Origin of the sequence: Arthrobacter sp. NPDC057013 (assembly GCF_042674585.1) — a bacterium.
Lineage (GTDB): Bacteria > Actinomycetota > Actinomycetes > Actinomycetales > Micrococcaceae > Arthrobacter.
In genome coordinates, this window is record NZ_JBHUSE010000004.1 from 1 (window position 1) to 25,195 (window position 25,195).

The window sequence follows — 25,195 nt, forward strand, 5'->3', positions numbered from 1 at the left end:
AAGCCGAAAAAGATCGAGAAGATCGGCCTGATGGTTCAGGACATGTCAAACCCGTTCTTTTCAGCCATGGACAAGGGAGCCAAAGAGGCCGCCGCCAAGATCGGCGCCACCGCCAACACCCAAGACGCCCAGCTTGACCTGGCGAATCAGAACACCCAGATCGACACCTTCATCCAGCAGGGCGTGAACCTGATTGTCATCAGCGCCGTGGATGAAAACGGCATCCAGCCGGCCATTGAACGGGCAAAGCAGGCAGGCATCATTGTGATCGCTGTGGACACCCCGGCCAAGAGCGCCGACGCCGTCGTGATGACCAATGCAGTCCAGGCCGGTGAAAAGTCCTGCCAGTACCTGTTCGAGCAGATGGGAGGAAAGGGCAATGTTCTTCTGGTGGACGGAACTCCGCTCCAGACGATCCGCGACCGCATCACCGGCTGCAAGAACGTCGTGAAGAAGTTCCCCAACATCAAAGTCGTCGGGCAGCAGGCCTCCAAAAACGACCGCGCCTCCGGCCTCGCCGTAACCACTGACATGCTCACTGCCACCCCGGACGTTCAAGGCATCTTCGGCATGAACGACCCCTCGGCGCTGGGAGCGGTTCTGGCGGTCCAGCAGGCCCACAAGGCCGGAACCGTGAAGGTCACCGGTGTCGACGGAAGCCCCGAGTCGGTGGCGGAACTGAAGCAGTCCGGGTCGCCCTTCATCGGAACGGCGACGCAGAATCCGGCCGAGATGGTCCGCAAGGCCGTCGAAGTCGCCCAGAACATCATCGACAACAAGCCCCCGGCGGAGACCACCATCCTGATCCCCAGCGAGCTTGTGACCCGCGACACCGTCAGCCAGTACAAAGGCTGGTAGCGCTTAGCCACTCCCGCGTGGGGCCGCTCGCCTCCCGGAGCGGCCCCAACATAACCGGATCGAGAACAGGCCCCTCATGACCACAACAACCTCCCGCCACCCGCTGCTGCAGCTGGAAGGCATCACAAAGCGTTTCGGCGCGACCCTGGCGCTCAACAACGTCCACTTCGACCTGCGTGCCGGTGAAGTCCATGCTCTGATGGGCGAAAACGGGGCCGGTAAATCCACTCTGATGAAAATCCTGGCGGGAAACGTTACCCGCGATTCCGGACGGATCCTGATGGACGGCAACGAAATCGACATCCGTTCCCCGCATGAGGCCGTTTCCCACGGCATAGCCATCATCCATCAGGAGCTGAACACGGTGCCGGCGATGACAGTCGCCGAGAACCTGGCTCTCGGACGCGAGCCCGCGAACAGGTTCGGGGCCTTGGACCGGCGCGCCATGATTTCCCAGGCCCGAGAGAAACTCGCCCGGGTTGGGGCACGGATCGACCCGCGCAGCGAGCTCGGCCAACTGAGTATCGGCATGCAACAGATGGTTGAGATTGCGCGGGCCGTCAGCGAGAACGCCAGGATCCTGGTCCTGGATGAACCAACAGCGGCCCTCTCACGCAGCGAAACCCTCCACCTTTTCCAGATCATCAACGAACTGCGCGGCGCAGGCGTCGGGCTCGTATACATCTCCCACCGGATGGAAGAGGTCTGGGAGCTTGCGGACCGCGTCACCGTCTTCCGCGACGGAACGTACGTCGGTACCAGGGAAAAGACTGAGATCAGCCCTCCCGACGTCGTACGGATGATGGTCGGCCGCAACCTTGAGGACTTGTACCACCACGACCGGCACAGCCCGGGAGAGGTCCTGCTGGACGTGAAAGACCTCACCGACGGAGCCGGCATCGGCCCGGTCAGCTTCCAGGTCCGCGCAGGCGAAGTCGTCGCCCTGTCCGGGCTCATCGGGGCCGGCCGCACCGAGACGGCCCGCATGATCTTTGGCGCCGACCGGCCCCGAGGCGGCACCGTCACCGTCCAAGGCAAGGCCGCAATCGCCTCCAGCCCGGCCCAGGCGATCGCACACGGAATCGCCATGGTGCCAGAGGACCGCAAAGACCAGGCCCTGTTCGTCTCCCACACTGTCGAGGACAACATCGCCGTCAGTTCCCTTGGCGGGCACGTAAACGCCGGCGTGCTCCAGCGGACCAGAATCCGGAATGCCGTGAAAAAGCAAATGGAACGCCTGCACCTGCGGCAAAACGCCCTGCGCCTGCCGGTCAGCGCGTTATCGGGCGGCAACCAGCAAAAGGCGGTCCTGGCCCGGTGGCTAATGAGAGAATCCGACGTCCTGATCCTGGACGAACCAACCCGGGGCGTGGATATCGGCGCCAAAAGCGAAATCTATGAAGTCATCAACGACCTCGCCAAGGCCGGCAAGGCCATCCTGGTCATCTCCTCGGACCTGCCCGAAGCCATTGGCATCAGCGACCGGCTCCTCGTGATGCGCTCCGGCCAGATCGTCCACGAACTCAACTCACGCGCCGCCAGCGAAGAGGACGTCATGTCCCACGCGACCGGTACCGCAGCACAGACAAACGGAGAACTCCATGACTAACCAGGCTCTCAACCCACAGGGCGCTGACGTCCGGCCAGAGGCCGTAGCACCGCCTGCCCGCGGCTTCGACTTCGCCTACTGGTGGGACCGCGTTGGCATCCTCGTTGTCCTGATCGCCCTCGTAGCGTTGATGGTCGTCATCGCCCCAAACTTCGCGAGCGTCAACAACCTGCTCAACATCGCCCGGTCGATTTCCATAAACGCGATTCTCGCGGCCGGAATGACATTCGTCATTCTCGCGGCCGGAATCGACCTCTCCGTCGGCTCTATCCTGGCCGTCTCCGGGGTCGCATCGGTCATGACAGGCATCGCGGGACTTCCCGCACCCGTCGCGATCCTGGTCGGAGTCCTGACAGGGGCCCTCGCGGGACTGATCAACGGCCTGCTCAGCTCCTACCTGGCGCTGGCCGCCTTCATCGTCACCCTCGGCACCATGACATTCCTGCGCGGCCTGGCTTACACCATGACCGACGGGCAGCCCATTGTCTCCAACACCCTGAATTTCCGGGACATCGGCAACGGGTACATGGCGGGCATCCCCGTGCCCGTGGTGATCATGATCATCGTCTACGTCGCGGCATGGTTCGTCCTTGAGCGCACCCGCTACGGCCGTCACGTTTACGCCGTCGGCGGCAACGCCGAAGCAGCCAGGCTGGCAGGAATCAACGTCAAACGGGTCCTCACTTCCGTCTACGTCATCGCGGGTGTCTGCGCCGGACTCGCCGGCGTCATATTCTCCGCCCGGGTCGTCTCTGCCCAGCCGACAGCGGGCGGCGGCTACGAACTGGATGCGATCGCAGCGGTCGTATTGGGCGGCACGAGTCTTGTTGGCGGCCGGGGCCGGATCTACGGAACGCTCATCGGCTCCATCATTCTCGGTGTCCTGAGCACTGGGCTGATCCTGATGAACGTCCAGTTCTTCACCCAACTGCTGATCAAGGGCCTCGTCATCATCCTCGCGGTGGCTATCGACAGCCTGAAGCAACGTACGCTCCGGCTTCCGTGGTCCAAGGTCATCGCGGCGCAGAAACCTGCATAAGCGCACGACCGACGCATCAGGCAGCTGCATGCTGCCTGCCCCCTGGGGACATTTCCGGCCGCTTTCCCAAGCGGCCGGAATGCAGCCCCACGCCAAAAAACTGAGAGGAAAAGCCCGTGGCATTGCCCACTATCGCCGTCAAGGACGCCCTTCCCGGCCGCCGCACCAACGAACCGGTGACCTTCACCGTCGACGGCGAATTGACCGAGAGCCTTTGGACTGCAACTACCAGTTCCGGAGACACCGTTATCTGCCAGCGGCTGAACGTCCAACCCGAACCCGGTAAAACCACGTTCGTCACCGTCCTATCCTTTGATGGAAGCGTGGAGCTCACGCTGAGCGCACCTGTCACCGGTCACGTTGACGGGATCACCACGCGGGAACCTGTCGAAGCCGACGGTTTCGTCCGCCTGGACACCGGATACTTCGACCTCGAAATGTGCTCGGGAACTGCCGAGGGTACCGGCGCCTCAAAATGGGGACTGCGTCATTTCGCAACGCTGAAAGAAGGCGTCGACCTGCTGCCCTCAGGCAACAACGCCATCGGCGGATTCTACGGCCCCTTCTTCACCCCGGAGAACGGCCTCATCAACCCGCCCGAACACACCACCGTCCACATCGAAACCCTCGAACAAGGCCCCGTCCTGCATCACTACCGGATGCACGGAACAATCCCCGACGGCCTGCTCGAGGAACTCAAGGGCAAGACCTTTTCCATCGACTGGCAATTCACCCACGGCACGCCCTACTTCACCCGCAGCTACCGGGTCGACGACTTCCAGACAGTCATCAACGGACGCTCGATCACCAACAAGATCACCGTCGGCGATGAATTCGAGGCCGGCCAAGGCGACGTGGTCTTCGACCGCTTCGAGGCATACGACGGCACACGGTACCGCTCCGGCGATCCCTACGCGGCTGAACTCGCACACATGGTCGATGAAACCATCGCGAACTCAACGTCAAGCACAGCGAAGTTCCAGGAATTCCGCCGCCAACTCACCGGCAACATCGAAGCAGCCCACTGGGATCTGTACTGGCGCCTGTTCTGCAGCTGGGAAGGTGCTCTGGACAACGATGAAATCAGGGAACGCCTCGCCCGGGTCCGGGCAAGTTCACACGTGCTCGCCGACCTGCCCGAGCGGCAGTGGACAATAGCGGACGCCCCTGTCGATGTCTCGGCCGTGCCGCACGAAACCATCTTCGCCGGGCCGGCCTCCAAAACCGCCGAATTCCATTCAGAACTGGACAGAACCATGGTCTGGTGGACCTCTGAACCGTCTGGTGCCTTCCAGATCGTCCAGCGCCGCCAGTCCGGCTGGGTTAACTGGGGAACTAACGGCGAAAACGAATGCCCCGAGCTTCCCGTCGGCGTCCAGATCAAAACGGCATACGGCATGTTCGGCGACGGCTGGCAGCACGTGGCCGACCAACTGGAGACCGCACCCACCGCCCACCGCGTGTGACCGCCAAAAGCACAGCAAGGATCCCCGGGCCAGGAAATCAGTCCCCGGTCCGGACCCGGGCTTTATCCCGGACTGCCGCTGCAACGCGAAAAGGAAGCAATGCCGCCCACCGCTCCAGACACTAAACCCAAACTGACGGTCATCGGCGAATCCCTCGTGGACGTCATCAGTCACCCCCATAAACCGGGAATCCAGACCGTCATACGCCCGGGCGGAAGCCCGCTAAACGTTGCTATTGGCTGTGCACGCCTGGGCATGATGACCAATCTGATCACCCACTACGCCGAGGACCGGCATGGACGGATGATTGAAGAACAACTCACTGCCAACGGGGTCGCCGCCCTCGTCGGCGGATCGGCCCCGACAAGCGTTGCCACTGCGAACCTCGACCAGGCTGGAGCCGCATCCTATACCTTTGACATCAGCTGGGACCTCAAGGGTGTCTCTCTTCCCGCCCTGTCAGCCGTCGACAGCTCCCGACATGTCCATACAGGTTCGATCGCCACGGTCCTGGCTCCGGGCCGCGACGACGTCTACACGCTCCTGGAAGCGGCCCGTGGACACGCCACGATCAGCTACGACCCGAACTGCCGGCCGGCGATCAGTGGGGATGCTGACCGCACCCGCCGGGACATCGAGCGGTTCGTAGCGGCGAGCGATATCGTGAAGGCCAGCGACGAGGACCTGGCATGGCTGTACCCGGACAGGACGCCTGAGCAGACCATGGAAGCTTGGCTCAAGCTTGGACCTGCCTTGGTGGCAGTCACCCGCGGGGCAGATGGCCCGGCGATCACCAACCGCCAGAGGACGGTACAGGTGCCGGCCCGTAAGACCGACGTGGCTGACACCGTAGGCGCCGGCGATTCCTTCATGGCCGGACTAATTGCTTGGCTGGACACGAGAAACCTACTCGGCGCAGGCGCCCGGGGTAAATTGGGGGATCTCTCTCCCCAGGAACTTCGGAACCTCCTTGACTACGCCAACCGGGCGGCAGCCATCACCTGTTCCAGGCCCGGAGCCGATCCACCGTGGACGCGGGAGGTCAACAGCGACGGATTTGCCGTCCCGGCAGATTTCAAGGCCGTGCGGTGAACCACCCGGCAGAGCCGAAGGCCGACGGAATCGGAATCGTCGGAGACGGCGCCAGCGGGCATTTCGGGGTGACGGGAAGAGCCAGGCCGACGATGCGTGATGTGGCTGCTTTGGCTGGCGTCGGCATCAAAACCGTTTCCCGCGTCATCAACGATGAGCCGGGTGTCTCCGAAGCCACCGGCCGGAAAGTGCTGGAAGCCGTACAGCGGCTGAACTACCAGCTGGATATGGCAGCCGGGAGCCTGCGCCGGGCGGGCCGGCAGACACTGTCCATCGGACTGCTGCTGCCCAGTGTTGCAAACCCGTTTCACGGGCAAATCCACCGTGCAGTGGAGGATGTCCTGGCAGCCCACGGCATCGCGGTCCTCGCTGCAAGCCTGGATGATGACGCAGAACGTGAAAGGGCCCTTGTCAGCGCGTTCCACAGGAGGCGCGTGGATGGGCTGCTTCTGACACCGGTCGCCAAGAGCCAGGGATACCTGATGCCTGAACATTCCAGGCACTTCCCGATGGTCTTCATTGATAGGGAACCGTTAGGCATCGATGCCGACGCCGTGGTCAGCGACAACGCCTCAGGTGCGGCCAGGGCCGCCGCCCACCTCATTTCGCAAGGCCACACCAAGCTCGCCTACCTCGGGGGTCGTACTGATATCCAGACCGCCCGGGAGCGGCTGCGCGGGTTCACCGAGGAGCTCGGCCGCGCAGGTATATCCACCGGCACCGTTGCCTTCCTCGAAGGACTTCGTAGCGAGGAATCGGCCCGGACAGCAGCCAGGGAACTCCTGACCAGCGAGGAGCCGCCAACGGCCATTTTCTCTGCGCAGATTCTGGTCACCCTAGGCGTTATGCGGGCTTTAAAGGAGCTGGCATTGAACAGGACAGTGGCCCTGGTCGGTTTCGGCGACTTCACCCTCTCCGACATGATCGACCCCGGTATATCGGTTGTCGCACAGCACCCCGAGCACATCGGCAAGCTCGCCGCAGAACGAATCCTGGCACGCATCGGCGGAGACCGGCAACAACCCCGGACCTATATCGTCCCCAGTCAACTGGTCCTCAGAGGGTCAGGAGAAATCAGCTCGACTGTTGCGCGTAGGATGCCGGGACCGACAACGAGCCGGCCACACGCAGTCTAATCGGCCCAATGCGACCGTAACCCCTGAGCCACCGAAAACATGAGGCCTTTAACCGGCCAATGCCGGGACCACGGTCCTGGCGCAGCTGTTCCAAGGCTTCCTTGACGCTTCCCTACGTCGTGCCGGTGCCGGCCGTTGCCCTTCGCACGGTTTTCCGGGGCTTTGCAGGCGAGGGCGGCATGCATTCGGGGCGATCCTGGGCCCCTTCCTCATTGACGGTTTCCAACACCGATAAGGAAGGTTCCCAATCAAACGGCCCATGTCAGGTTGGGGTGTTGCTCAACCTGGCGTGAGATCCAATCTTGGAATGCGGATCGCGGATCAGAGTACCGGCGTGACTCACGAATTCTGCGTGAGCAGGGAAACCCTCCCGGCACCTCTGCGGCGAAGGCTAGAGGCACCCTATTTATCCCTCAGTGGCGCGCGGCGCGCCCCTGAGTCAGTCTGCTTCAGAGTCAAAAGTCGTCCTCTTGGCTGCGGGGAGATGTTGGGCCCAGCGGGTAGAGGGCGGTGCCGTGATCGCCGGTGAGGTTGGGGGAGTAGTGGATGGTGCTGGGGGGATGTCATCGGTCTTGCCTGGCGGATGATGCGGCGGGGATTGTATCGTCGGGGTCCATGGGGGCCCAGCTGAAGAAGCGTGGCCTCGGCTATTGCGCCGGGCACTGAGTGGCGTTGCAGCCCTAGTGCCGGGTGGGAACCTGGCGGCTGCGGTCCGACTGAGAATGTCAGCATCCGTTCGGGACATTGCTGGTGTCCTTTGCTGGGTTATTCCCGAATCCCGAGTGAGGGCATGGGTAGGCGAGGGCTGCTTCCGCGCGGCGACGGAAGCAGCCCTCCCCGCTCGGGTTCCGCTCAGGTGATGGCGCGGATGGCGGCGGTGTTGCTGTAGGAGGTGATCTGGTCGGCCGCGCCGCTGTCCAGGACCTTGGCGTTGCTGGTCGAGCCGTCCAGGACCACGTGCTGGGAGGGGACGTTGCTGACGACGTGGTTGAGGGCGATGACGTTCGCGTCGCCGCGCGCGATGAGGATCTGGGTGGGCCGGGCGCCGGCAGGGACGATGTTTTTTGGGGGAACGTCGTAGGCGAAGAGGTTGTTGGAGATCAGGTTGTTGTCCCCGACCACGTGGATGGTCCCGAAGAGGTCGTCCAGGCCGTTGCCGCGGCCGAAAAACGGCGGGTACCCCTCGGTCGAGCGCCGGAGGTGGTTGCCCGTAATGAGGTTCTCCTTGCACCCGTTGAGCAGGCGCAGCATGCCGGGGACGGACCCAGCAAGGCGGTTGCCGGTGACCGAGGACCGGTTGCAGCCGGAGAGCTCGATCAGGCTGCGTCCGCGCGGGAAGAGGTTGTTGCCCGTGACCAGGAGGCCCTCGTGGTTCTCAGCCAGGAACGTCACCCCCTCCGGGCCGGCGCCCATATGGTTTCCGGAGACAATCGTGGCCTGGCCGGCTCCGGTGAGCTCGAGGCAGTTCCCGCACTCGGCGATGAAGTTGTCGTTCACGCGGAGCGCATCGGCCCCTCGCACGATCAGCGCGTGCTCGAGGTATACGAACCCCAGGCCCGTGAAGTGGAAGGAGTCGTTGTCCGAGGCCACCTCGATGCCGGTCTTGCCGTTGACGTAGCTGTTCCCGTGGGGGCTGAAGGCGACGCCGTCGAGGCAGAAGTCGCGGAACACAACTCCCGAGAGGCGGGGGTTCCCGGCGCGTTTGACCAGGAACGCCTGCGGGGCAGCCGGTGAGGTCAGGACCCGGATATGGCTGCCCCCGGGCTGGAGGTCCTGCCACCCTGTGGTGTCCGAGTTGTCCATGATGCTTCGGGAGAAGAAGCCGTGCCCGAAGCCTGCGATGGTCAGGTAGCTGATGTCCACGATGACCTGCGTCTTCAGGTCGTAGTCCCCCGGGGGGATGACGATGACGGCGCCGGGGCGGGCGTTCGGGTCGGTCTGGCGTTTCTTGATGTCGGCGATGATGTCGTTGATTACCGCGCCGATGTCGGACTTGGCGGTCACGGCCGACTGCCCGGGGATCTTCCATTGGGTCACGTCGTAGGTGTTGGGCGCGCGCAGCGGTGTGTTCGCCGGGACGTCCGCGGCGTTCGCCTCCGTCGCGCCGCCCAGGGTCAGGGCCGCAGCGAGGGTTCCCACGGCCCCGGCGCCGATGAGCCCTCGCCGGCTCGGATCTGCGGCGGACAAAGTCTTTCCAGCTTGCACTATCTCTCCTCTGAGTATTCGAATTCCTGCACTGTTCATCTGCAGCTTGATAGACCTATGGCAGGGCTTCCTGCCGATCTGCTGGTTGAGGTGCGGGGTTTCCTGGGGCTTCGGAGGCGACCTCACCCGACCCATTTGCTCAAGGCAACCAAAAGTTTGCCAAAACGTTTCTCCCGCTACTTCATGGATCGACAATAGGAGTCGCCTCCAAGGCTGTCAACGCCAAAATTTAGGCCGCAATTTGGCACCGCGGTGGCTCCGCCCGACCGACAGCAGCGGGTAGGCTTCCCTGGGCATCCGGATCTCGCACGCGATAGTATGGTCCATCACTGACAAGGTTGTCATTGCATGAAATGGGATCCGGCGGAAAATTGCGGACGAAAAGACGCAGTGATTTGTCTCAAGGACATTCCGTATCGTCCTGCTTGACATCGTTGTCTATGCGACAAATCGCGCATAGCAAGGGGGAAAATCAGTGCGGATTACAAATAGACCCGGCCGCGGTCGACATGACGGCGGGGAGGTGAAGGCACCTGCTGATGTCCCCTCATGACCTTGGGTGAGCCCAGGACCATGTCGCTGAGGCTCTCGCCGCTGTGTCCCCGGAGCGTTGGCGCGCGCGGGCAGCTCAAAGGTGCGGAGGACGTTCGCGGCGCTGCTGAGCGACACGCTTGCTCTGCACGCTGTTCCCCGGAACCCCGCCAAACCCGGCTAATTCTCGAACTACGGGCTCACGTCCGGCGGGGACGCCGGGATGACGGCTTGGATGCATTAGCGTTTGTCACTCCAGCTGCGGGAAAGTCCGGCGCTGTTAGAGCTGCCGCTTTTTCAAGGTCGAGGTCGCAACCATCCGCTACTGGATGCCGCCTCTTCATATCAGGGACAACGCCCGGCCACTACGGCTGAACCTCCTTACCGGACAGCCGCCGTTGCTCGTCCCTACGCCAGCACGGCTTGGCCTAGGTATTGGTACGCCGTCTCCCGGCTGATGCCGTAATTACGGGCAAGGATAGATTCTGGAGCGCCGTCGCAGGCTCGCTGGACGCAGCTCCGCAGCCCGCTCCGCATTTAGGGTGTTTTCCGTCCTTTTGTAGGCGCCGGGTCGCAGAAAACATTGGCTTCGTCGTTGATCGTGTGGACAATGTCCGGTTCTGCAACAGCGCCAGAACGCCGGGCAGAAATTCTGTCACCTATGTTCAAGTACACCCAGCCGTAACTGTTCATTCGTCGAGAGGATTGCTGGATGACACTTCGGCACTCCGGCAGGTGAGATGGTCGGGTGACCGGAGTTTTGCGGCCTTCAGTGCCGGCTCAAAGGGCGTGATATAGCTGCTGTCATCAATGTGCATGGGCGCGGCAGAAGAATAGTTCAGTGCCGCCACGCTGGCGGCACTGAACTATTGTCGGGAGTTATCAACGATGGTTGGATCAACAGAGGCCGGGACCTAAGAGGGCATTTCTCCTCCGACCTTACAGATGCTTTTTGTTGCCATAGATGCTTCTTGTTGACGCTAGAGTTTCTCCAGCCAGGCTGTCCGTCGCCGGTCTCTCGGCCCGGTGTCTTACTAGCCCTTTACGCCCGACTGGGTGAGGCTTTCAATGATCCATTTCTGCGCTATGACGTAGACGATCAGGGCCGGCAGGATGGCCAGAGCCGTCGCTGCCATAATGATGTTTACCTGGCCGGTGCTAAATGGGCCTCGCATAAGGACGAGGGCCAGGGGCAGGGTGGCCGAACCCTGGCTGCTTAGGAAGATAGAAGGCAGGAAGTACGCGTTCCAACTGGCGAGGAAGGTGATAACGCCCAGGGAACTCAGTCCGTTCTTGACCAGAGGGAGCGCGACCAGCCGGTAGGTTTGCCAAGGACCCGCGCCATCTATTTTGGCAGCTTCGATGAGCTCCTTGGGGATGGTGAGGAAGAACTGCCGCATCAGGAAGACGCCGAAGGCTCCTGTCACGTAGGGAAGGATCAGACTCCAAGGTGAGTTGATAAGCCCTAGGTTTCTCATAATGAGAAACAGCGGAATCACTGTGACCTGGATGGGAACCATCATTGAGGCCAGCAACATGACGAAGAGACCGTTCTGACCGGGGAATTTCAGCCTGGCGAAGGCATAACCTGCCAGCGGTGCTGTGATGAGGAGCCCGAGAGTGGTGACGATTGCGATGACCGAACTGTTGAGCATGTTGGTCAGCAGGGGCAAGGGCCCGTTAACCGCTTGGGTGTAGTTGTCCCACCTGAACTCAAGGGGGATCCAGTTTGGGGGTAGGTCATAGGCGTTTTCGGGCGACTTTAAGGACGTGACAAACATCCAGAGGAACGGGGCGAACATGCCGATCCCGCCCAAAACCAGTACAGCCATGGCAAGGATGCGGCCCACGGGGATTGCGGGCGCGTTATCCCGTTGGGGCGCGGCTGGGGCTTGGGGCTTTGTGGCGGTCACGAGTGTCCTACTCATAGTGAACCCACTTCTTTCGGAGTCGGAATTGAACCAGCGTCACCAGGAGGATGATCACGAACAACGTCACGGAGATCGCGGAGGCGTACCCGATTTGGAAGTCACTGAAGGCGCGCTCGGCGATATACATAACGATGCTTCGGGTGGCGTCCCCGGGGCCGCCGCCGGTCAGGACGATAATCGATTCGTAGATCTGGAATGCGCCGATGACGGTGATGGTGATATTGAAGAAGATCGCTTGGCTGATCATGGGGACGGTTACCTTGCGGAAGATTGTTATCGGCCCCGCACCGTCGATCTTTGCGGCTTCTTCGAGCTCGCGGGGCACTTCCTGCAGGGCGGCCGTGTAGATGAGCATCGCGAACCCGATGTTCCGCCAGACATCAACGATGATCACGCTCCACCGTGCCTGGGCGTCATCCGTGAGCCAGCTCAGGGGCTGTCCTCCGAGTGCCTGGATGTAGTAGTTAACAATGCCTGTGTCGCGCTGGAAGAGTGCCTGCCAGATGAGTGCGACGTAGACCAGGGAGACGAGGGACGGGAAGAAATACACCGACCGGAAAATGACGGTCATGGACCGCGGCATGCGCTGGTTGACGAGAACAGCGAATATCACTGCGAGTACGTTGATGAAGACCACTGCTGCGATCACGTAAATGATCGTGTTGAAGTACACGGTCCCGAGACGGGAATCGGAGAAGAGGCGTGCATAGTTTTGGAAGCCGACGAATTTCGGAGGGGATATCACGTCGTACTTGGTGAAGCTGAAGTACAGAACGGCCGCGAGGGGTCCGAGCACAAATATCGCAAATCCCAACACGGACGGTGCCACGAACCAATAGCCGGTGATGGCTTCCCTGCGGCTCGCTGGGCTTCCCTTCCGGAGGGTGATCGAGGTCCGGAAGGGAAGCCGGGAGCGCTCGGCGGAGATAAGGTCAGCCATTACCGACCGTTGCCTCTACCTCGGAATTTGCTTTCTCCAGCTCTGCTGCAGCGTCTCCGCCGGCCAGGATGCTGGCAATGGCCCTTTGGAAGGCGGGCTCAAGGGAGGTGAAGAATGTAGGCGCGGCGACAGGCTTGGCGTACTTGATCGTGTCGTACAGGTACTTGGCGTCGGGGTGGCGGCCGAGGAACACTTTGGAAGTTGCCGCAGTGTGCGTGGTGGGGTTGGACGTGCCCAGAGTGGCCCACGCTTTCTGAACATCCTGGCTTGCAAGTTCCTTGAGGAGTTCCCATGCGAGGTCCCGGTTCTTGCTGTTTTTGTAGATGGAGAACCCTGCTGCTCCAAAAACGGTCGCCTTTTCCGATTTCTTGGGCATGGGGACAATGCCAAACTTCAAATTAGGGGAGCCCTTGATCAGGGTTGAGGAGAGATTTGCCGGCGCCGCCACCATGGCGACTTTTCCGGCAGTGAAAAGGTCGTTGGCCTCGGTCCCGGCCGGTTCCGGTGCTACGCCGTGTTCCTTGACCAAGCTTTGCAGGAACTTCATTGACTCGATGGTTTTCGGCGAGTTCAATGTGGGCTTGGTCAGATCGTCGGAGGCGAGGGACGCCCCGTTGGAGTAGAGCCACGGGATGTAGGCAAAAGTGTAGTTTTGGAGGCCGAAGCCGTACTTCTTTTCGGCGCCTTGGCCGCTGGTCAGTTTCTTGGACACGGCTAGGAAGTCGTCCCACGTCCAGTCATCACTCGGCCGTTTGATGCCGGCCTTGGCGAACATGTCTTCGTTGTAGTACATGACCATGGCGTTCCAGTTATTGGGTACCAGGTAGGTGTCTTCGCCCTTGGTGAAGCCCTTCAGGAGGTTCGGATCAATGTCGGCCATAAGGGCCTTTACGGATTCATCCTGTTTGACGTAATTCGTGAGCGGGAGGAAGAGGTCCTTGCTGAGGCCGAACTCGACGCCCTCGGTGGCGATGTTGATGATGTCGGGTGCGTCGCCGGAGGCCACGGATGTCAGGATCTTGTTGATGTAATCACTCCAGTTCACGACCTGGGTGAAGTTGTTGGTGACCTTGACGTTGGGGTACTTCTTGTTGAAGCGTTTAATGGCCGCGTCGTAAACGGCCTCATCACCGGGATTTCCCCAGTTCGAGATGGTCAGATTTGCCTGAACGTTCGATTCCGGGGCCTTATAATCCCCCGTCGGGCCCTCGCTTGTCCCGCCGGCATCTCCGCCGGCGCAACCGGCCAAGAACAGAGAGGATGCGGCTGCCAGCGCCGCAATCCGAAGTAGTGCAGTTTTCTTTATTCCCACATCGTGCTCCTTTGCATCGTGCATTGTCCGCGGTCAACGCGGATCCGTCACGTCATTGTCCGGGGTAGCGCTCGTCGTTCTGGGCAGGCCTCGTGTTCCCGGCGAACGGCCTGCAGACGAGGGTTCCATGGCTCCAGACGTGCATTTAGCCCGGCCGAGCCTGCTAAATGCATTTAGCGTCGGGAATGAGTGAAGCAGCTCACGTCTCAGGTTGTCAATAGATTTCCTCAGCATCTCCATGTTCCGAATCAGTGCGGCCCGCGGAAGCCCGCCGGGCCTCCTCCCCAATCGGAGGCCGCCGGGAGGGGTCAAGGGGAGGGCGGGGCAAGCGGCTTGTGGGCGAAAATTCGGCCCTGGTACGAACGGGTGCCTGTCCGACGGGCAAGGCAGGGAATGGGGCCCGCGGCCGATTATGCGTTTTTCGGCAAGCCTCTTGACCCGGGTTCGGGGAGCTGCTTATAGTCAGCTAAATCCATTTAGCACGGCGATGGATCGAGCGCCGCGAACGAGAAGGCGCTCCAGGGCGCACGGGATCTGAAGCCCTAATGCCTGCTCCCCAGAGGTCACGGACCTGCGCCTTTTCCGTTTTCACCCCCCACTTACCACTTTCCCTGAGGAGGGTTCATTGAGTGTTTTGGAAGTTGCCCAACTGTCGATCAAGGACGGTTCAGAGGCCGCATTTGAGTCTGCGTTTCCGGAGGCAAAGCTCCTTATTGAAGCTGCTCCCGGCCACATTGAGTCCTCGCTGACCCGCTCGGCTTCGACAGACGGATATGTGTTGCTCGTCTGGTGGCGGACTCTCGAGGATCACGTCGAGAAATTCGTAGGATCCCCGGAGTTTTCGAAGTTCCAGGGCCTCATCGGGGAGTACCTCGCCGGAGAGCCGACCGTAAAGCATTTTCAAGAAATCTGAAAGGAACAACGACGTGAGCACTATCGCGATCATGGGCACAGGACTCATGGCAAGCGCCCTCGGTAAGGGCTGGACCAAGGCGGGACACCAGATCCAGATCGGATCCCGCTCCCCTGAAGCTGTTCAGAGCGCAGACCTGGGCTATGAGCCAGCGGTGGTAGGCGATTACCGCACCGCCCTGGCGGGCAGCGACACGGTCGTCCTGGCCATTCCCTTCACAGCAGTCGCCCCCTTTGTTGAGGAACACCAGGAAGCCCTGGCAGGAAAGACCATCATCGACATCTCCAACCCCTTCGACGCACTGCCGAGCAATGAACTGGCCGGCGCAGAGTACACGGCGAAGGCACTCGGAACCACCGACGGCCTCGTTGCAGCCTTCAAAGACAACTTCGCCGCAACCGTCAATGCACCCGGCGCAGCGGACGGTAACCGCCCGGATGTGAAAATCGCTGGCGACGATGACGAAGCCAAAGCCGTAGTCGCGGCCCTCGCCGCGGATTTGAACCACCGCGTGCTCGATTGCGGACCGCTCCACAATGCACGGCTCATCGACAGCATGGTCTCACTCATGCTGATCCTGGACCGCACGTACACCAATTTCACGATGAAGACCGGGTGGCGTTTCACCGGTCTGACCGAGAACTGACCACTAGCAGACACGAGATAAAGCATGAATAGTTCCAACAGCGCAAACACTGTAGAGTCCGTCGTCCTGCCCTGGGGGGTCGCGAAGTGGCTGATCACGGCAGACCAAGGGGCACAGATGTCGCTTGGCGAGGTGATCGTCCTCCCGGGCCAGTCCCACGAGTGGCACAACCACGAGGACAGCGACGAAGTGGTCTATGTCATTTCCGGACACGGCGCTTTTACCGTAGGCGAAGGTAACCGGATTCCCATCGGCCCGGGGGACGCGATCCATATTCCCGTCGGCGTCTTCCATGACTCCCATAACACCGGCTGGGCACCCCTGCATCTGCTGGTGATGTACAGCCCCGGCGGGCCCGAAGGCACGACTCCGGAAAACGCCCACGAGCTGGTACCTGCAGGAGCAACCCTGACCATGCGGACATCAGTGGAAGAAGCATGACGGCGGCCGAGGCACGCGGCGCTGAATCAGCAGGAATCATGATGCGCCGAACCATCGATGTACACGCCCACATCGGCAAGACCGTGGCGAACAACATCGGCCAAACGGTGGAACAGATGATCCGAAGCATGGACGCTGCCGGCGTAACAGAATCCTTGTTATCCCCGGCAGCAGCGGACCGTCAGGCCGAAGGCATCGTTAACACCCGGCGCATGAACGACATTGTCGCCGAGGCGGTCAGGGATCACCCGGAACGTTTCCCTGCCGGGCTCGGCCTGGTTGAACCCAGGCACGAGGAACTGGCCGTCACGGAGCTCCTCCGATTGCTCGATGACCTGGGTTTGGCCGGCATCTCTGTCCATCCAATGCTGGAAGGCTACTACCTGGACGTCCCCCTGCGGGTAGATCCACTGTTTGAGGTCCTGGACGACCGGCGGGCCCTGTGCCTCATGCACTGCTCTCCCGATCCCGGCTCCGGGGAATCACCACGGGCCGTGCGCGTGGCTGCAAGCAAGTTCCCGAACGTAACGATCTTCCTCGGCCACGCGTTCCTCACCCCGCAGCAGCAGGCGGAGTCGGTCGAAATAGTCAAAGATCTGCCGAACGTATTTTTCGACGTGGCCTACCAGTCAGACCCGCGGATGACCGAGTCCCTTGTCGCGGCGGTGGGCAGCGAACGCGTCGTTTTCGGGAGCGACGCACCTTTCTACGACCTTGGCAAGGTACTGCAGTCCGTCCTTTCCGCCAACATCACCGACACGGAAAAAGACAACATCCTCTTCCGCAACGTCCAAAAAGTCCTCGACACGCGTGCACAGCTGCACCGCGGTTCGCTGATCAAGTAAGAGAGACAACCATGTCAGAAAAAAACCCAGTCCGGCTCGGCGTCATCGGAGCCGGCTACATCGCCGGCGTCCACGGCGTCGCAGCAGCAGGCATCCAAGACGAACTGCAGATCGTAGCAGCCGCCGATGAAAACCTTCAGGCCGCCGAAGCGATAGTTACCAAGTACGGGTGGGGCAAGGCATACGGCAACGTTGCAGCGATGCTCGCTTCCGAACAACTGGACGGCGTCATTATCGCCACCTGGCCCAGCACGCACCTGGAACTGATCCGCCAGTGCGTTGCAGCAGGTATCCGGTACGTCCTCTGCGAAAAGCCCTTCGTCCTCACCGGGGCCGAAGCACTCGAAGTATGGACCCTGGCCAAGGAAACCGGTGCCATCATCACCGAAGCGTTCATGTACCGCCACCACCCTGCCATCACACGAATTGACCGGCTACTCGCCGCCGGCGAGCTGGGCAAGCTTGACCACGTCCGCGCCAGCTTCACCTACGTGAACCTGGCGTCCGAACTGGGCATCGATCCGAACGACCCGAACCGCCCGTGGCGGTTCCGCGCGGACCAGGGCGGCGGCGCGCTCTACGACATCGGCGCATACGCCATCAACGCCTGCACACACGTCGCAGGTGCCGTGCCGACACGCGTCGCCGCCTTCGGACGCGCGAAGAACGTTTTCGGCACCAGCGACAAGATCATCGGCCTCATTGATTACGCAAACGACACCGTCGGCATGATCGAGGCCAGCGAGATTTCCGATTCCACCCAAGAACTGCAGATTTCAGGGGACAAGGGAACGCTTTATCTGCCTTTCACCTGGACGATCTATGACGAGACAGAAATCTCAATCCGCCGGGCCATCCCGACCAGCCACAGGGACCCGGAACGGATCTTCAGGACCCTGGAGGACCGGTATGCCATTGCTAAGTCAAACGCCTTCCAGGATCAGTTGCTCAACGTTGCCGACGTCGTCCGAAATGATGCGAAGCCGCGCGTAGGCCTGGCGGAGACCGTCATCAACACGGTCACGATGGAAGCGCTGGCCCGCAGCCTGAACGAGCGGGAAGAAATTGACGTAGTGGTCCCCGACGATGTGACTGAGGCCTTCCTGAAGGCCAAAGCCGGGCAGCCGGGCATCTGACGATGGGGGATAAGGAAGTGTTGCCCTTCTGGCTGGGCACTTCTTGGAAGATGAACAAGACCCTGGGCGAGTCGGCGCGATACGCGGCACATCTCAGGGAGTACGTGAGCAGTTCCGCCAAGAACGGAAGGGAATACTTCCTTATCCCGCCGCACACCGCCATAGCCACAGTGGCCGCCGAGCTGAACGGCAGCAACATCCACGTCGGTGCCCAAAACATTCACCACGAAGACAACGGAGCACACACTGGCGACATATCTGCAGAAATGGTTGCAGACGCCGGTGCTGTGATCGTCGAAATCGGCCACCAGGAACGCCGCCGGGATCACCAAGAAACCGACGCCCTCATCAACAAAAAAGTACTGCGCTCCCTCGCCTGGCGTCTGCGGCCCCTGATCTGCATCGGTGACACAGCCGAGGACCGCCACTACGGAACTCACCTGGAGGCCGTGCGCCGCCAGGTAAAAATCGCCCTAAACGGCCTGACCGCAGATGACCTGGAGAGCGTGCTCCTGGCCTACGAACCCGCCTGGTCGATAGGGATCAATGGAATTCCAGCCACGCCGGACCAGATAGCCGAAATGCACTCCACCGTGCAGGACACGCTGACCGAACTCTACGGCCCTGCACCCGGGCTATGTGTTCCCGTGCTGTACGGCGGAAGCGTCACCGCCGACAACGCAGCCAACCTCGCCCTGGTGCCCGGCGTCCACGGTCTTTTCGTTGGCCGGGCAGCACTTCAAGTCGAAAACTTCATCAGAATCAGCGACGCACTCAACACCGCAACCGCTTCTCAAAGATAGGCAGATAAACAATATGGCCGCCATGACAAGACAGCAGATCCGCGACAGGTTTACCGCCAAGGTCGCCCAGCGCAGCCCTCTCATCCTCGGTGGTGCCGGAATCGGGCTGGTCGCCAAAGCAGCCGACCGGGCAGGGATTGACGCCCTGATGGCCTATAACACCGGACCGTTCAGGATGGACGGGCACGGCTCCCTTTCCGGATACCTCGCATACGGCGACTCAAACGGCATGACGCTGCAGCTCGCCCAGCACATCCTTCCCGTGGTCAAGACCGCCCCCGTCATTGCAGGAATTGGCGCCGCAGACCCGTACCGCAACACGGATCAACTCATCACCGCCCTCATGGACGCCGGATACTCGGGCATCACGAACGTCCCGACCGCCGGCATCTACGACGGGACCTTCCGGCAGCACATTGACGCCACGGGTCTTGGTTACTCCAAGGAAATGGAGCTGATCGCCGAATGTGACCGCCGCGATATCTTCACGGTTGCGTACGCCTTCACGCCGGAGGAGGCCGCCGCCATGGCGACCGCAGGCGCAGATGTCATTGGTGCTCATGTGGGTCTGACCATGGGCGGGTTCATCGGCGCCAACGAGGTACCGGACCTGATGGAGGCCAGCGAACGTGTCGCTGCGATGACGGCAGCAGCAAAGGCGGCCCGCCCGGATGTTTGGGTGGTGGCACACGGAGGGCCCTTCGATGAACCCGAGAACGTTCAGGCTGTTTACGACCGCGTCGATGTCGACGGGTTCCTGGGAGCATCGAGCATTGAGCGTTTGCCGGTAGAAAAGGCCATCACGGAGACAGTTGAGGCTTTTCGGTCCCTGAAGCTTCGAGAGCGGTAAACGGTGCCAACGGCCGTACTTATAGGCACGCTCGACACCAAGGGCCGCGAATACGCTTTCGTGCAAGAACGGCTCCATGAGGCGGGGATCGACGTAGTCATCGTTGATGTCAGCGTCTTGGGAACAACCTCGGGCATTACGCCCGACGTCACCGCCGAGGAGGTCTGCGAAGCCGGGGGCGCCAGACTCGAGGACTTGAGACTCGGCCGGGAGGGCACCGACGCGCGGGCTGTTGCCATCGAGACTATGACCCGCGGGGCCGCCTGCCTGCTACGCAAGCTCTCCGACGAAGGACGCTGCGACGGGGTGCTCGGTCTTGGGGGCTCGGGCGGCAGTGCTCTGATCAGTGGTGCAATGCGGGCGCTTCCCTTGGGAGTACCCAAAATTCTCGTTTCGACAATGGCTTCGGGCGATGTCGGCGCTTACGTTGGGTCGAGCGATCTTTGCATCATGCACTCGGTCACCGACATTGCCGGCCTGAACCGTATCTCGAAACCCATACTGGCCAACGCGGCCGGCGCCCTTGCTGGGATGCTCACTTCTCGTCAGCACCCGGTTCTGGCCCCACCTGAAAAACCGGCCGTCGGTGTGACGATGCTCGGTGTCACCACGCCAGGGGTCCTACAGGTCATTGAGCGCCTTGAAGCCGCCGGTTTCGAGCCGATCGTTTTCCATGCAGTGGGCTCCGGCGGAAAAGCACTCGAAAACCTTCTGGAACAGGGGGTCATTACTGGAGTCGTTGATTACACGGTGAAGGAACTGACAGACGAGACATATGGAGGGATTTTCCGTGCCGGCCCGGACCGCCTTCGAACAGCAGGACGAAAAGGATTCCCCCAGGTTGTCGTACCCGGCGCCGTGGAGGTGCTGAACTTCGGAGCCCTTGCGACGGTGCCTGAAGAGTATAGAGATGGAAGCCGGCCGCTCCTCCAACACAACGCGGAGGTTACGGCCGTGCGAATCAATGCCGGGGAACTGACAAATGTTGCAGGCATATTGGCCGAGCACCTCAACCAGGCCACAGGGCCTGTGTGTGTGGTCATTCCGGCTAAGGGCTTCGACAGCTATGCCGTGGAGGGAGGCCCGTTCGAAGACGTCGCCGCGGACGCGTCCTTCGTCCTCGAACTCGAGAGACGGCTTCGCCCCGGCATCGAAGTCGTTGCCGCAGCCACGCACGCGAACGATCCGGTTTTCGCCGATCTGGTAGCAGATGCGTTCATACGCATCGCACGGCCGGTGTCATCAGCTGTAACCGCTCCTGCTGTGGAAAGGAAGAGCAATGGATAAACAAACTGGCTGGCGATTAATCGTCGGAGCAGATGAGGCCGGGCTTCAGTACAAAGACAGGATCCTCAAGGACCTGCAAAGGGATCCCCGGGTGGCGTCTGTCTCTGACCTCAGTATCCACGATGGCCCAGGAACCCCTTACCCCCAGGTAGGGATAAAAGCCGCGACCGCCATCCTGGAAGGACGGGCAGACAGGGCAGTGCTTATTTGCGGAACGGGCATCGGCATGGCCGTCAGCGCCAACAAGGTTCGGGGAATTCGTGCGACCACGGTCGCGGACAGCTTCAGCTGCGAAAGATCCGTCCTATCCAACGACTGCCAGGTAATCACACTGGGCCAGCGCGTCATAGGACTGGAACTTGCCCGCCGGCTCGTATCGGAGTGGCTTGATTACACGTTTGATAGCTCCAGCCCCTCCCGACAGAAAGTCGCCCTTATCGAGGATTTTGAAGCATGTGGCGGACCAGCAATTCAGTAGCACAAGTGCGGGCTCATCCGGCAGTTCATCGTCGGTGAGACGGTGGGCCGCGCCAGGAGAGCCGCACCCATCGGCAGAACAACAACGACGGGGCCCGCGGAGGTGAGACCGCCTGGCAATATGGTCCCGCCGCTGCCGTGGGTGGGGAGCCGGCGTTGCTAGTCATTCAGCGGCCGGCAAAGTAGGATGCCGCCGGACCCGGATCTCCGATGGGACCAGCAGCACGACGCGGCACGCTGCAGTAATGGCGAAAGGATGGGTTACGTGGCGCCTCGGCCTGGGAAAAGAGCCCAAGGCCGAGGCGCCGCATCTTAAGCTTCATTTCCACAGCCATGGGCGCTAACTGTGGTAAATGGGTTTAGCTTACACTGGTGTTAGCCGGGCGTTGGGTACGAGATGTAACGTCGCCGCTGCATCTACAGGATAATTCGACGCCGCACAGGAGATTGTGAAATGAAGGTACGCAGGCGGCCCAGCATCCGGGACATCGCGGACGCTGCGGGCGTTTCACCCGCGACCGTGTCACTCGCGCTGAACAACGTTCGCGGTGCGAGGATCGCTGACGCGACCCGTCTCAAGGTGGAGAAAATCGCCGCGGAGCTAGGTTACGCCCCCAACGGTCTGGCTCAGGCATTGCGTACGAACCGCTCCCACACTCTGGCTCTCATCAGCGAGGAAATCGCTACCGTTCCATATGCCGGCCGCCTCATCCGTGGGGCCCAGGAAGCAGCTTCCAAACACGGCTGGATAATGCTGATCATGAGTACGGGGGGAGCAAAGGACGTAGAAGAGAGGGAAATCGAGGCTGTCTGGCGGCACCAGGTGGACGGCGTAATCTACGCCGATACAGCACACCGCTTTCTCGACATACCTGAGGCTTTGAATGGAAAGCCCGTATTCCTAGCGAATGCCGAGGCCACACAGGGTGACTTCTGGTCCGTGTTTCCTGACGAGATCCAGGGCGGGTATATCGCCACCCGTGAACTTATCGATGCAGGTCACAGGGAGATCGGATTCGTCAGCACAGCAATGGACATACCGGCGCGCTCCGGCAGGCTCCAAGGGTACCGAACGGCGCTGGAGGAGTCCGGCATTCGTTTTGACCCAAACCTGGTCATTGAAGAGGCGTCCTCGTTCGCGGAGGACGGCTACCGGGGGACTCTCAGCCTCTTCTCGAGAAAGACAAGGCCAACGGCCATCTTCTGCTTCAATGACCGCATGGCTATGGGAGCTTACCGCGCCGCCGCGGAACTGGGCCTACTGGTCCCGAGGGACTTGTCCGTAGTGGGCTTCGATAATCAGGAAATTGTAGCTGAGGCCCTGTCGCCGCAGCTGACTACGGTGGCCCTTCCCTACTATGAGATGGGGGCAATGGCAGTGGAAGCAGCGATCGCGGAACTTCAGGACGGCACCACCAGCAAGAACCCCGGAGCTATCCCAAACACTCTCATCAAACGTGATTCCGTGGCGTTGCTCCGATAAGCCCAGCATTCCCGTGCCCCCAACGTCGAGGATCATGACGGTCGGCATGGGTGCCCGTATCCGTCATCCCTGAGTGCAGGTCTTAGATCCCGTAGGCCGCAGGGCAAGAACCGCCGTCGACGGACTCGACCCACTCGCAGAGGACGCCAAGCTCAGCGACGAGGACGCACGGTGGCTTTGTTCACGGCTAAGCCTGGGCGACATATCCCAACGCATTCTTCGGACCGCTGCAGGACCCGTCCGCGCCGCAACGGGAGCGGAGGGAAGCTTTGCTCACCATGCCGGCTGCACGGGCCGCAGTTCCCGCGGCCAGTTTTGCCGGATGGGTGGACACCGCGGGCAATTCATCCATGTCTGCCCTTATGTGCGGATTCCCCGGTGCACTTGCCCTGCCTGCCCACGATGGCCAAAAGGCACAGCTGCGCTGGCAGGCGTACAAGCGGGAACCGCTCCGGATCCGGTTCCCTCTCTCGGACCGGACATTAAGGAGTCGGGCGGATGGCGGTGTCCGGGCTGTAGGACGTGACCGTGGACTCGGCTCCGCTGTCGAGCACCTTGGATCGCGTGGCGGATGCGTCGATGACGACCTGCTGGGAAGCCTCCGCAGCCTTCTTTTCGCGTTGACTTCACCTCCTGAAACAACCCACCAACGGCACGCACACGATTGGCCGTCCCGCCCCCTCTGGATACGGCCGGTCGCCTTTCCCAACATTTGAAGCACCCGCAGGCAGGGCCGGATCGAAGGATCAAAGCGTTGACAGTGACCCTGAGCACGTCCTACACTCAATGCCAAGTCGTTTTACCAAAACGATTTGTCACGCTTTCGAATTTGATTCCCACGGCTCCTCACAGAAAGTGAGTAGACAGAGATGTCCACTCGTACACTCACCAGCAGGCTCGCCCTCGGCGGCATCTGCACCGCCGTCGCACTGGCCGCTTCCGCATGCGGCGCAGGGGGCCCCGCCAACACGCCGGGTGGCGCTGGCCCCAGCACCGTCAATGTCCTCGTCGAGGCCGGCGGCCACGCCGAACTGACAGGCGTCGCCGAACAGTGCAAGAAGGAAACAGGCGTCAGCGCCAATTTCGTCGAACTGCCCTACGACGGCATGTTTAACAGGCTCTCCAGCGAGTTCTCCTCCGGCAACGTCTCGTTCGATGTGGCCGCCCTGGACTCCGTATGGCTGCCCAGCTTCAAGAATGCGGTTCAGCCGATCGACGAGCTCTTCACCGACGAGGCGAAGAAGGACATCTTCCCGGCCCTGGTCAAGGAAGCAAACGTGGACGGGCACTTCATCGGCATGCCTGCCTGGACCAACGCTGAGATTATCCTGTACCGCAAAGACTTGTTTGAGGACGCCAAGAACAAGGCGGACTTCAAGGCCAAGTACGGCTACGACCTGGCCGCCCCCACCACGTGGAAGCAGTACCAGGACATCTCCGCGTTCTTCACCAGGGACGGTATGTACGGGACGGACGTCAAGGGCGGTGTGGAAACCGAATGGCTGGCCCACGTCCTGCAGGCCGGCTCGCCCATGGTCCTGGACGGCGACAAGGTGGTTATCGACAACGCCGCCCACAAGGAAGCACTGGACTTCTATGTCGGCCTTGCCAAGTCCGCTCCCTCCGGAGCGGCCCAGGTGGACTGGGCCGCCGCGCAAAACCTGTTCAACCAGGGGAAGACGGCAATGACCCGCTTCTGGGCCCACGCTTACCGGCAGATCCCCAAGGATTCACCGGTGGCCGGCAAGGTCGGTGCGGCTCCCATGATCGCCGGATCCGCCGGTGTCGGTGCCGTTCCCGGGCCGTGGTATCTCACCGTGCCGAAGGCCACGAAGAACGCGGACGCGGCCAAGAAATTCATCAAGTGCGCCTACGACTACAACGACAAGGGCATCGAATCCAGCCTGGGTCTCGCCTCCCGTATCTCCGCCTTCGAGAAATACCAGGACAAGCCAGGCTACGAGAGCTTCAGGCCGCTGATCGAAACCCTCAAGGGCCAGGCCACCGCCACCCGCCCCGCCACAGAGAAGTGGCAGCAGATCGTCGACACCGTGCTGGTCCCCATGCTGCAGAAGGCCGTCGCCGGCGGTGACACCACCGCCCTCCTCGCCGACGCCAAGAAGCAGATCGAGGACCTCCTTAAGTAAGACCCCCGCGGCCGGCACTTGAACATCCCCGGTGCCGGCCGCGGCCCC

At 61.5% G+C, this 25,195-nt stretch carries 21 protein-coding genes and 1 pseudogene; 17 read left to right on the forward strand and 5 right to left on the reverse strand.

The features are described from left to right. The 6 genes from ACFTSA_RS07295 to ACFTSA_RS07320 all read left to right on the forward strand — a co-directional run. Positions 1 to 858 (forward strand): ABC transporter substrate-binding protein (locus tag ACFTSA_RS07295; RefSeq protein ID WP_377950621.1); only part of this gene is annotated, 858 nt, incomplete at its 5' end. 76 nt (positions 859 to 934) lie between these two features. Beyond that, entirely contained in the window at positions 935 to 2,467 is a 1,533-nt protein-coding gene (locus tag ACFTSA_RS07300; protein WP_377950622.1) for a sugar ABC transporter ATP-binding protein, read from the forward strand. Continuing rightward, positions 2,460 to 3,506 (forward strand): ribose ABC transporter permease, encoded by a 1,047-nt coding sequence (locus ACFTSA_RS07305; protein ID WP_377950623.1) that lies wholly within the window; start codon positions 2,460 to 2,462, stop codon positions 3,504 to 3,506. The genes ACFTSA_RS07300 and ACFTSA_RS07305 overlap by 8 nt, the downstream gene beginning before the upstream one ends. Before the next feature lie 116 nt (positions 3,507 to 3,622). Further along, positions 3,623 to 4,972 (forward strand): hypothetical protein, encoded by a 1,350-nt coding sequence (locus tag ACFTSA_RS07310; protein ID WP_377950624.1) that lies wholly within the window; start codon positions 3,623 to 3,625, stop codon positions 4,970 to 4,972. Positions 4,973 to 5,071: 99 nt separating this feature from the next. After that, positions 5,072 to 6,064 carry a carbohydrate kinase gene (locus tag ACFTSA_RS07315; RefSeq protein WP_377950625.1) on the forward strand — a complete coding sequence of 331 codons (993 nt, stop codon included), beginning with the start codon at positions 5,072 to 5,074 and terminating at the stop codon, positions 6,062 to 6,064. A 92-nt stretch (positions 6,065 to 6,156) separates the two neighbouring features. Continuing rightward, on the forward strand, positions 6,157 to 7,200 hold the full coding sequence (locus ACFTSA_RS07320) for a LacI family DNA-binding transcriptional regulator (RefSeq protein WP_377950890.1): 1,044 nt from the start codon (positions 6,157 to 6,159) through the stop codon (positions 7,198 to 7,200). An 852-nt stretch (positions 7,201 to 8,052) separates the two neighbouring features. Here ACFTSA_RS07320 and ACFTSA_RS07325 read toward each other — a convergent pair. The 4 genes from ACFTSA_RS07325 to ACFTSA_RS07340 form a co-directional block, all read right to left on the reverse strand. Then, a complete protein-coding gene (locus tag ACFTSA_RS07325) occupies positions 8,053 to 9,405 on the reverse strand; it encodes a NosD domain-containing protein (protein WP_377950626.1) in 1,353 nt (450 codons plus the stop codon). Between the two features lie 1,565 nt (positions 9,406 to 10,970). Beyond that, positions 10,971 to 11,849 (reverse strand): carbohydrate ABC transporter permease, encoded by an 879-nt coding sequence (locus tag ACFTSA_RS07330; protein ID WP_377950627.1) that lies wholly within the window; start codon positions 11,847 to 11,849, stop codon positions 10,971 to 10,973. Between the two features lie 7 nt (positions 11,850 to 11,856). After that, complete coding sequence (locus ACFTSA_RS07335) at positions 11,857 to 12,807, reverse strand: carbohydrate ABC transporter permease (RefSeq protein ID WP_377950628.1); 951 nt, start codon at positions 12,805 to 12,807, stop codon at positions 11,857 to 11,859. Further along, a complete protein-coding gene (locus tag ACFTSA_RS07340; protein WP_377950629.1) occupies positions 12,800 to 14,119 on the reverse strand; it encodes an ABC transporter substrate-binding protein in 1,320 nt (439 codons plus the stop codon). The genes ACFTSA_RS07335 and ACFTSA_RS07340 overlap by 8 nt, the downstream gene beginning before the upstream one ends. Positions 14,120 to 14,744: 625 nt before the next feature. On the opposite strand from ACFTSA_RS07340, the gene ACFTSA_RS07345 reads away from it, so the two are divergent. The 10 genes from ACFTSA_RS07345 (at position 14,745) to ACFTSA_RS07390 (ending at position 23,000) form a co-directional block, all read left to right on the forward strand. Continuing rightward, positions 14,745 to 15,032, forward strand: coding sequence for an antibiotic biosynthesis monooxygenase family protein (locus ACFTSA_RS07345; protein WP_377950630.1), 288 nt, complete (start codon positions 14,745 to 14,747; stop codon positions 15,030 to 15,032). A 13-nt stretch (positions 15,033 to 15,045) separates the two neighbouring features. After that, entirely contained in the window at positions 15,046 to 15,678 is a 633-nt protein-coding gene (locus tag ACFTSA_RS07350) for an NADPH-dependent F420 reductase (protein ID WP_377950631.1), read from the forward strand. Positions 15,679 to 15,702: 24 nt separating this feature from the next. After that, complete coding sequence (locus ACFTSA_RS07355) at positions 15,703 to 16,119, forward strand: cupin domain-containing protein (RefSeq protein ID WP_377950632.1); 417 nt, start codon at positions 15,703 to 15,705, stop codon at positions 16,117 to 16,119. Next, on the forward strand, positions 16,116 to 16,964 hold the full coding sequence (locus ACFTSA_RS07360; protein ID WP_377922961.1) for an amidohydrolase family protein: 849 nt from the start codon (positions 16,116 to 16,118) through the stop codon (positions 16,962 to 16,964). The genes ACFTSA_RS07355 and ACFTSA_RS07360 overlap by 4 nt, the downstream gene beginning before the upstream one ends. An 11-nt stretch (positions 16,965 to 16,975) precedes the next feature. Beyond that, a complete protein-coding gene (locus ACFTSA_RS07365) occupies positions 16,976 to 18,100 on the forward strand; it encodes a Gfo/Idh/MocA family protein (RefSeq protein WP_377950633.1) in 1,125 nt (374 codons plus the stop codon). A gap of 2 nt (positions 18,101 to 18,102) precedes the next feature. Then, entirely contained in the window at positions 18,103 to 18,903 is an 801-nt protein-coding gene (locus ACFTSA_RS07370; protein ID WP_377950634.1) for a triose-phosphate isomerase, read from the forward strand. Positions 18,904 to 18,925: 22 nt separating this feature from the next. Continuing rightward, positions 18,926 to 19,753, forward strand: coding sequence for a phosphoenolpyruvate hydrolase family protein (locus ACFTSA_RS07375; RefSeq protein WP_377950635.1), 828 nt, complete (start codon positions 18,926 to 18,928; stop codon positions 19,751 to 19,753). Between the two features lie 3 nt (positions 19,754 to 19,756). Beyond that, complete coding sequence (locus ACFTSA_RS07380) at positions 19,757 to 21,040, forward strand: Tm-1-like ATP-binding domain-containing protein (protein WP_377922964.1); 1,284 nt, start codon at positions 19,757 to 19,759, stop codon at positions 21,038 to 21,040. Next, positions 21,033 to 21,518 (forward strand): RpiB/LacA/LacB family sugar-phosphate isomerase, encoded by a 486-nt coding sequence (locus ACFTSA_RS07385; protein WP_377950636.1) that lies wholly within the window; start codon positions 21,033 to 21,035, stop codon positions 21,516 to 21,518. Before ACFTSA_RS07380 ends, ACFTSA_RS07385 begins: the two co-directional genes overlap by 8 nt. Before the next feature lie 453 nt (positions 21,519 to 21,971). Continuing rightward, on the forward strand, positions 21,972 to 23,000 hold the full coding sequence (locus ACFTSA_RS07390) for a LacI family DNA-binding transcriptional regulator (protein ID WP_377950637.1): 1,029 nt from the start codon (positions 21,972 to 21,974) through the stop codon (positions 22,998 to 23,000). A gap of 482 nt (positions 23,001 to 23,482) precedes the next feature. Here the strand turns inward: ACFTSA_RS07390 and ACFTSA_RS07395 are convergent. Then, a pseudogene (locus ACFTSA_RS07395) lies at positions 23,483 to 23,587 on the reverse strand (hypothetical protein); the annotation flags it as partial. Between the two features lie 282 nt (positions 23,588 to 23,869). On the opposite strand from ACFTSA_RS07395, the gene ACFTSA_RS07400 reads away from it, so the two are divergent. Beyond that, positions 23,870 to 25,147 (forward strand): ABC transporter substrate-binding protein, encoded by a 1,278-nt coding sequence (locus ACFTSA_RS07400; protein ID WP_377950638.1) that lies wholly within the window; start codon positions 23,870 to 23,872, stop codon positions 25,145 to 25,147. The last annotated feature ends 48 nt before the right edge of the window (positions 25,148 to 25,195 follow it).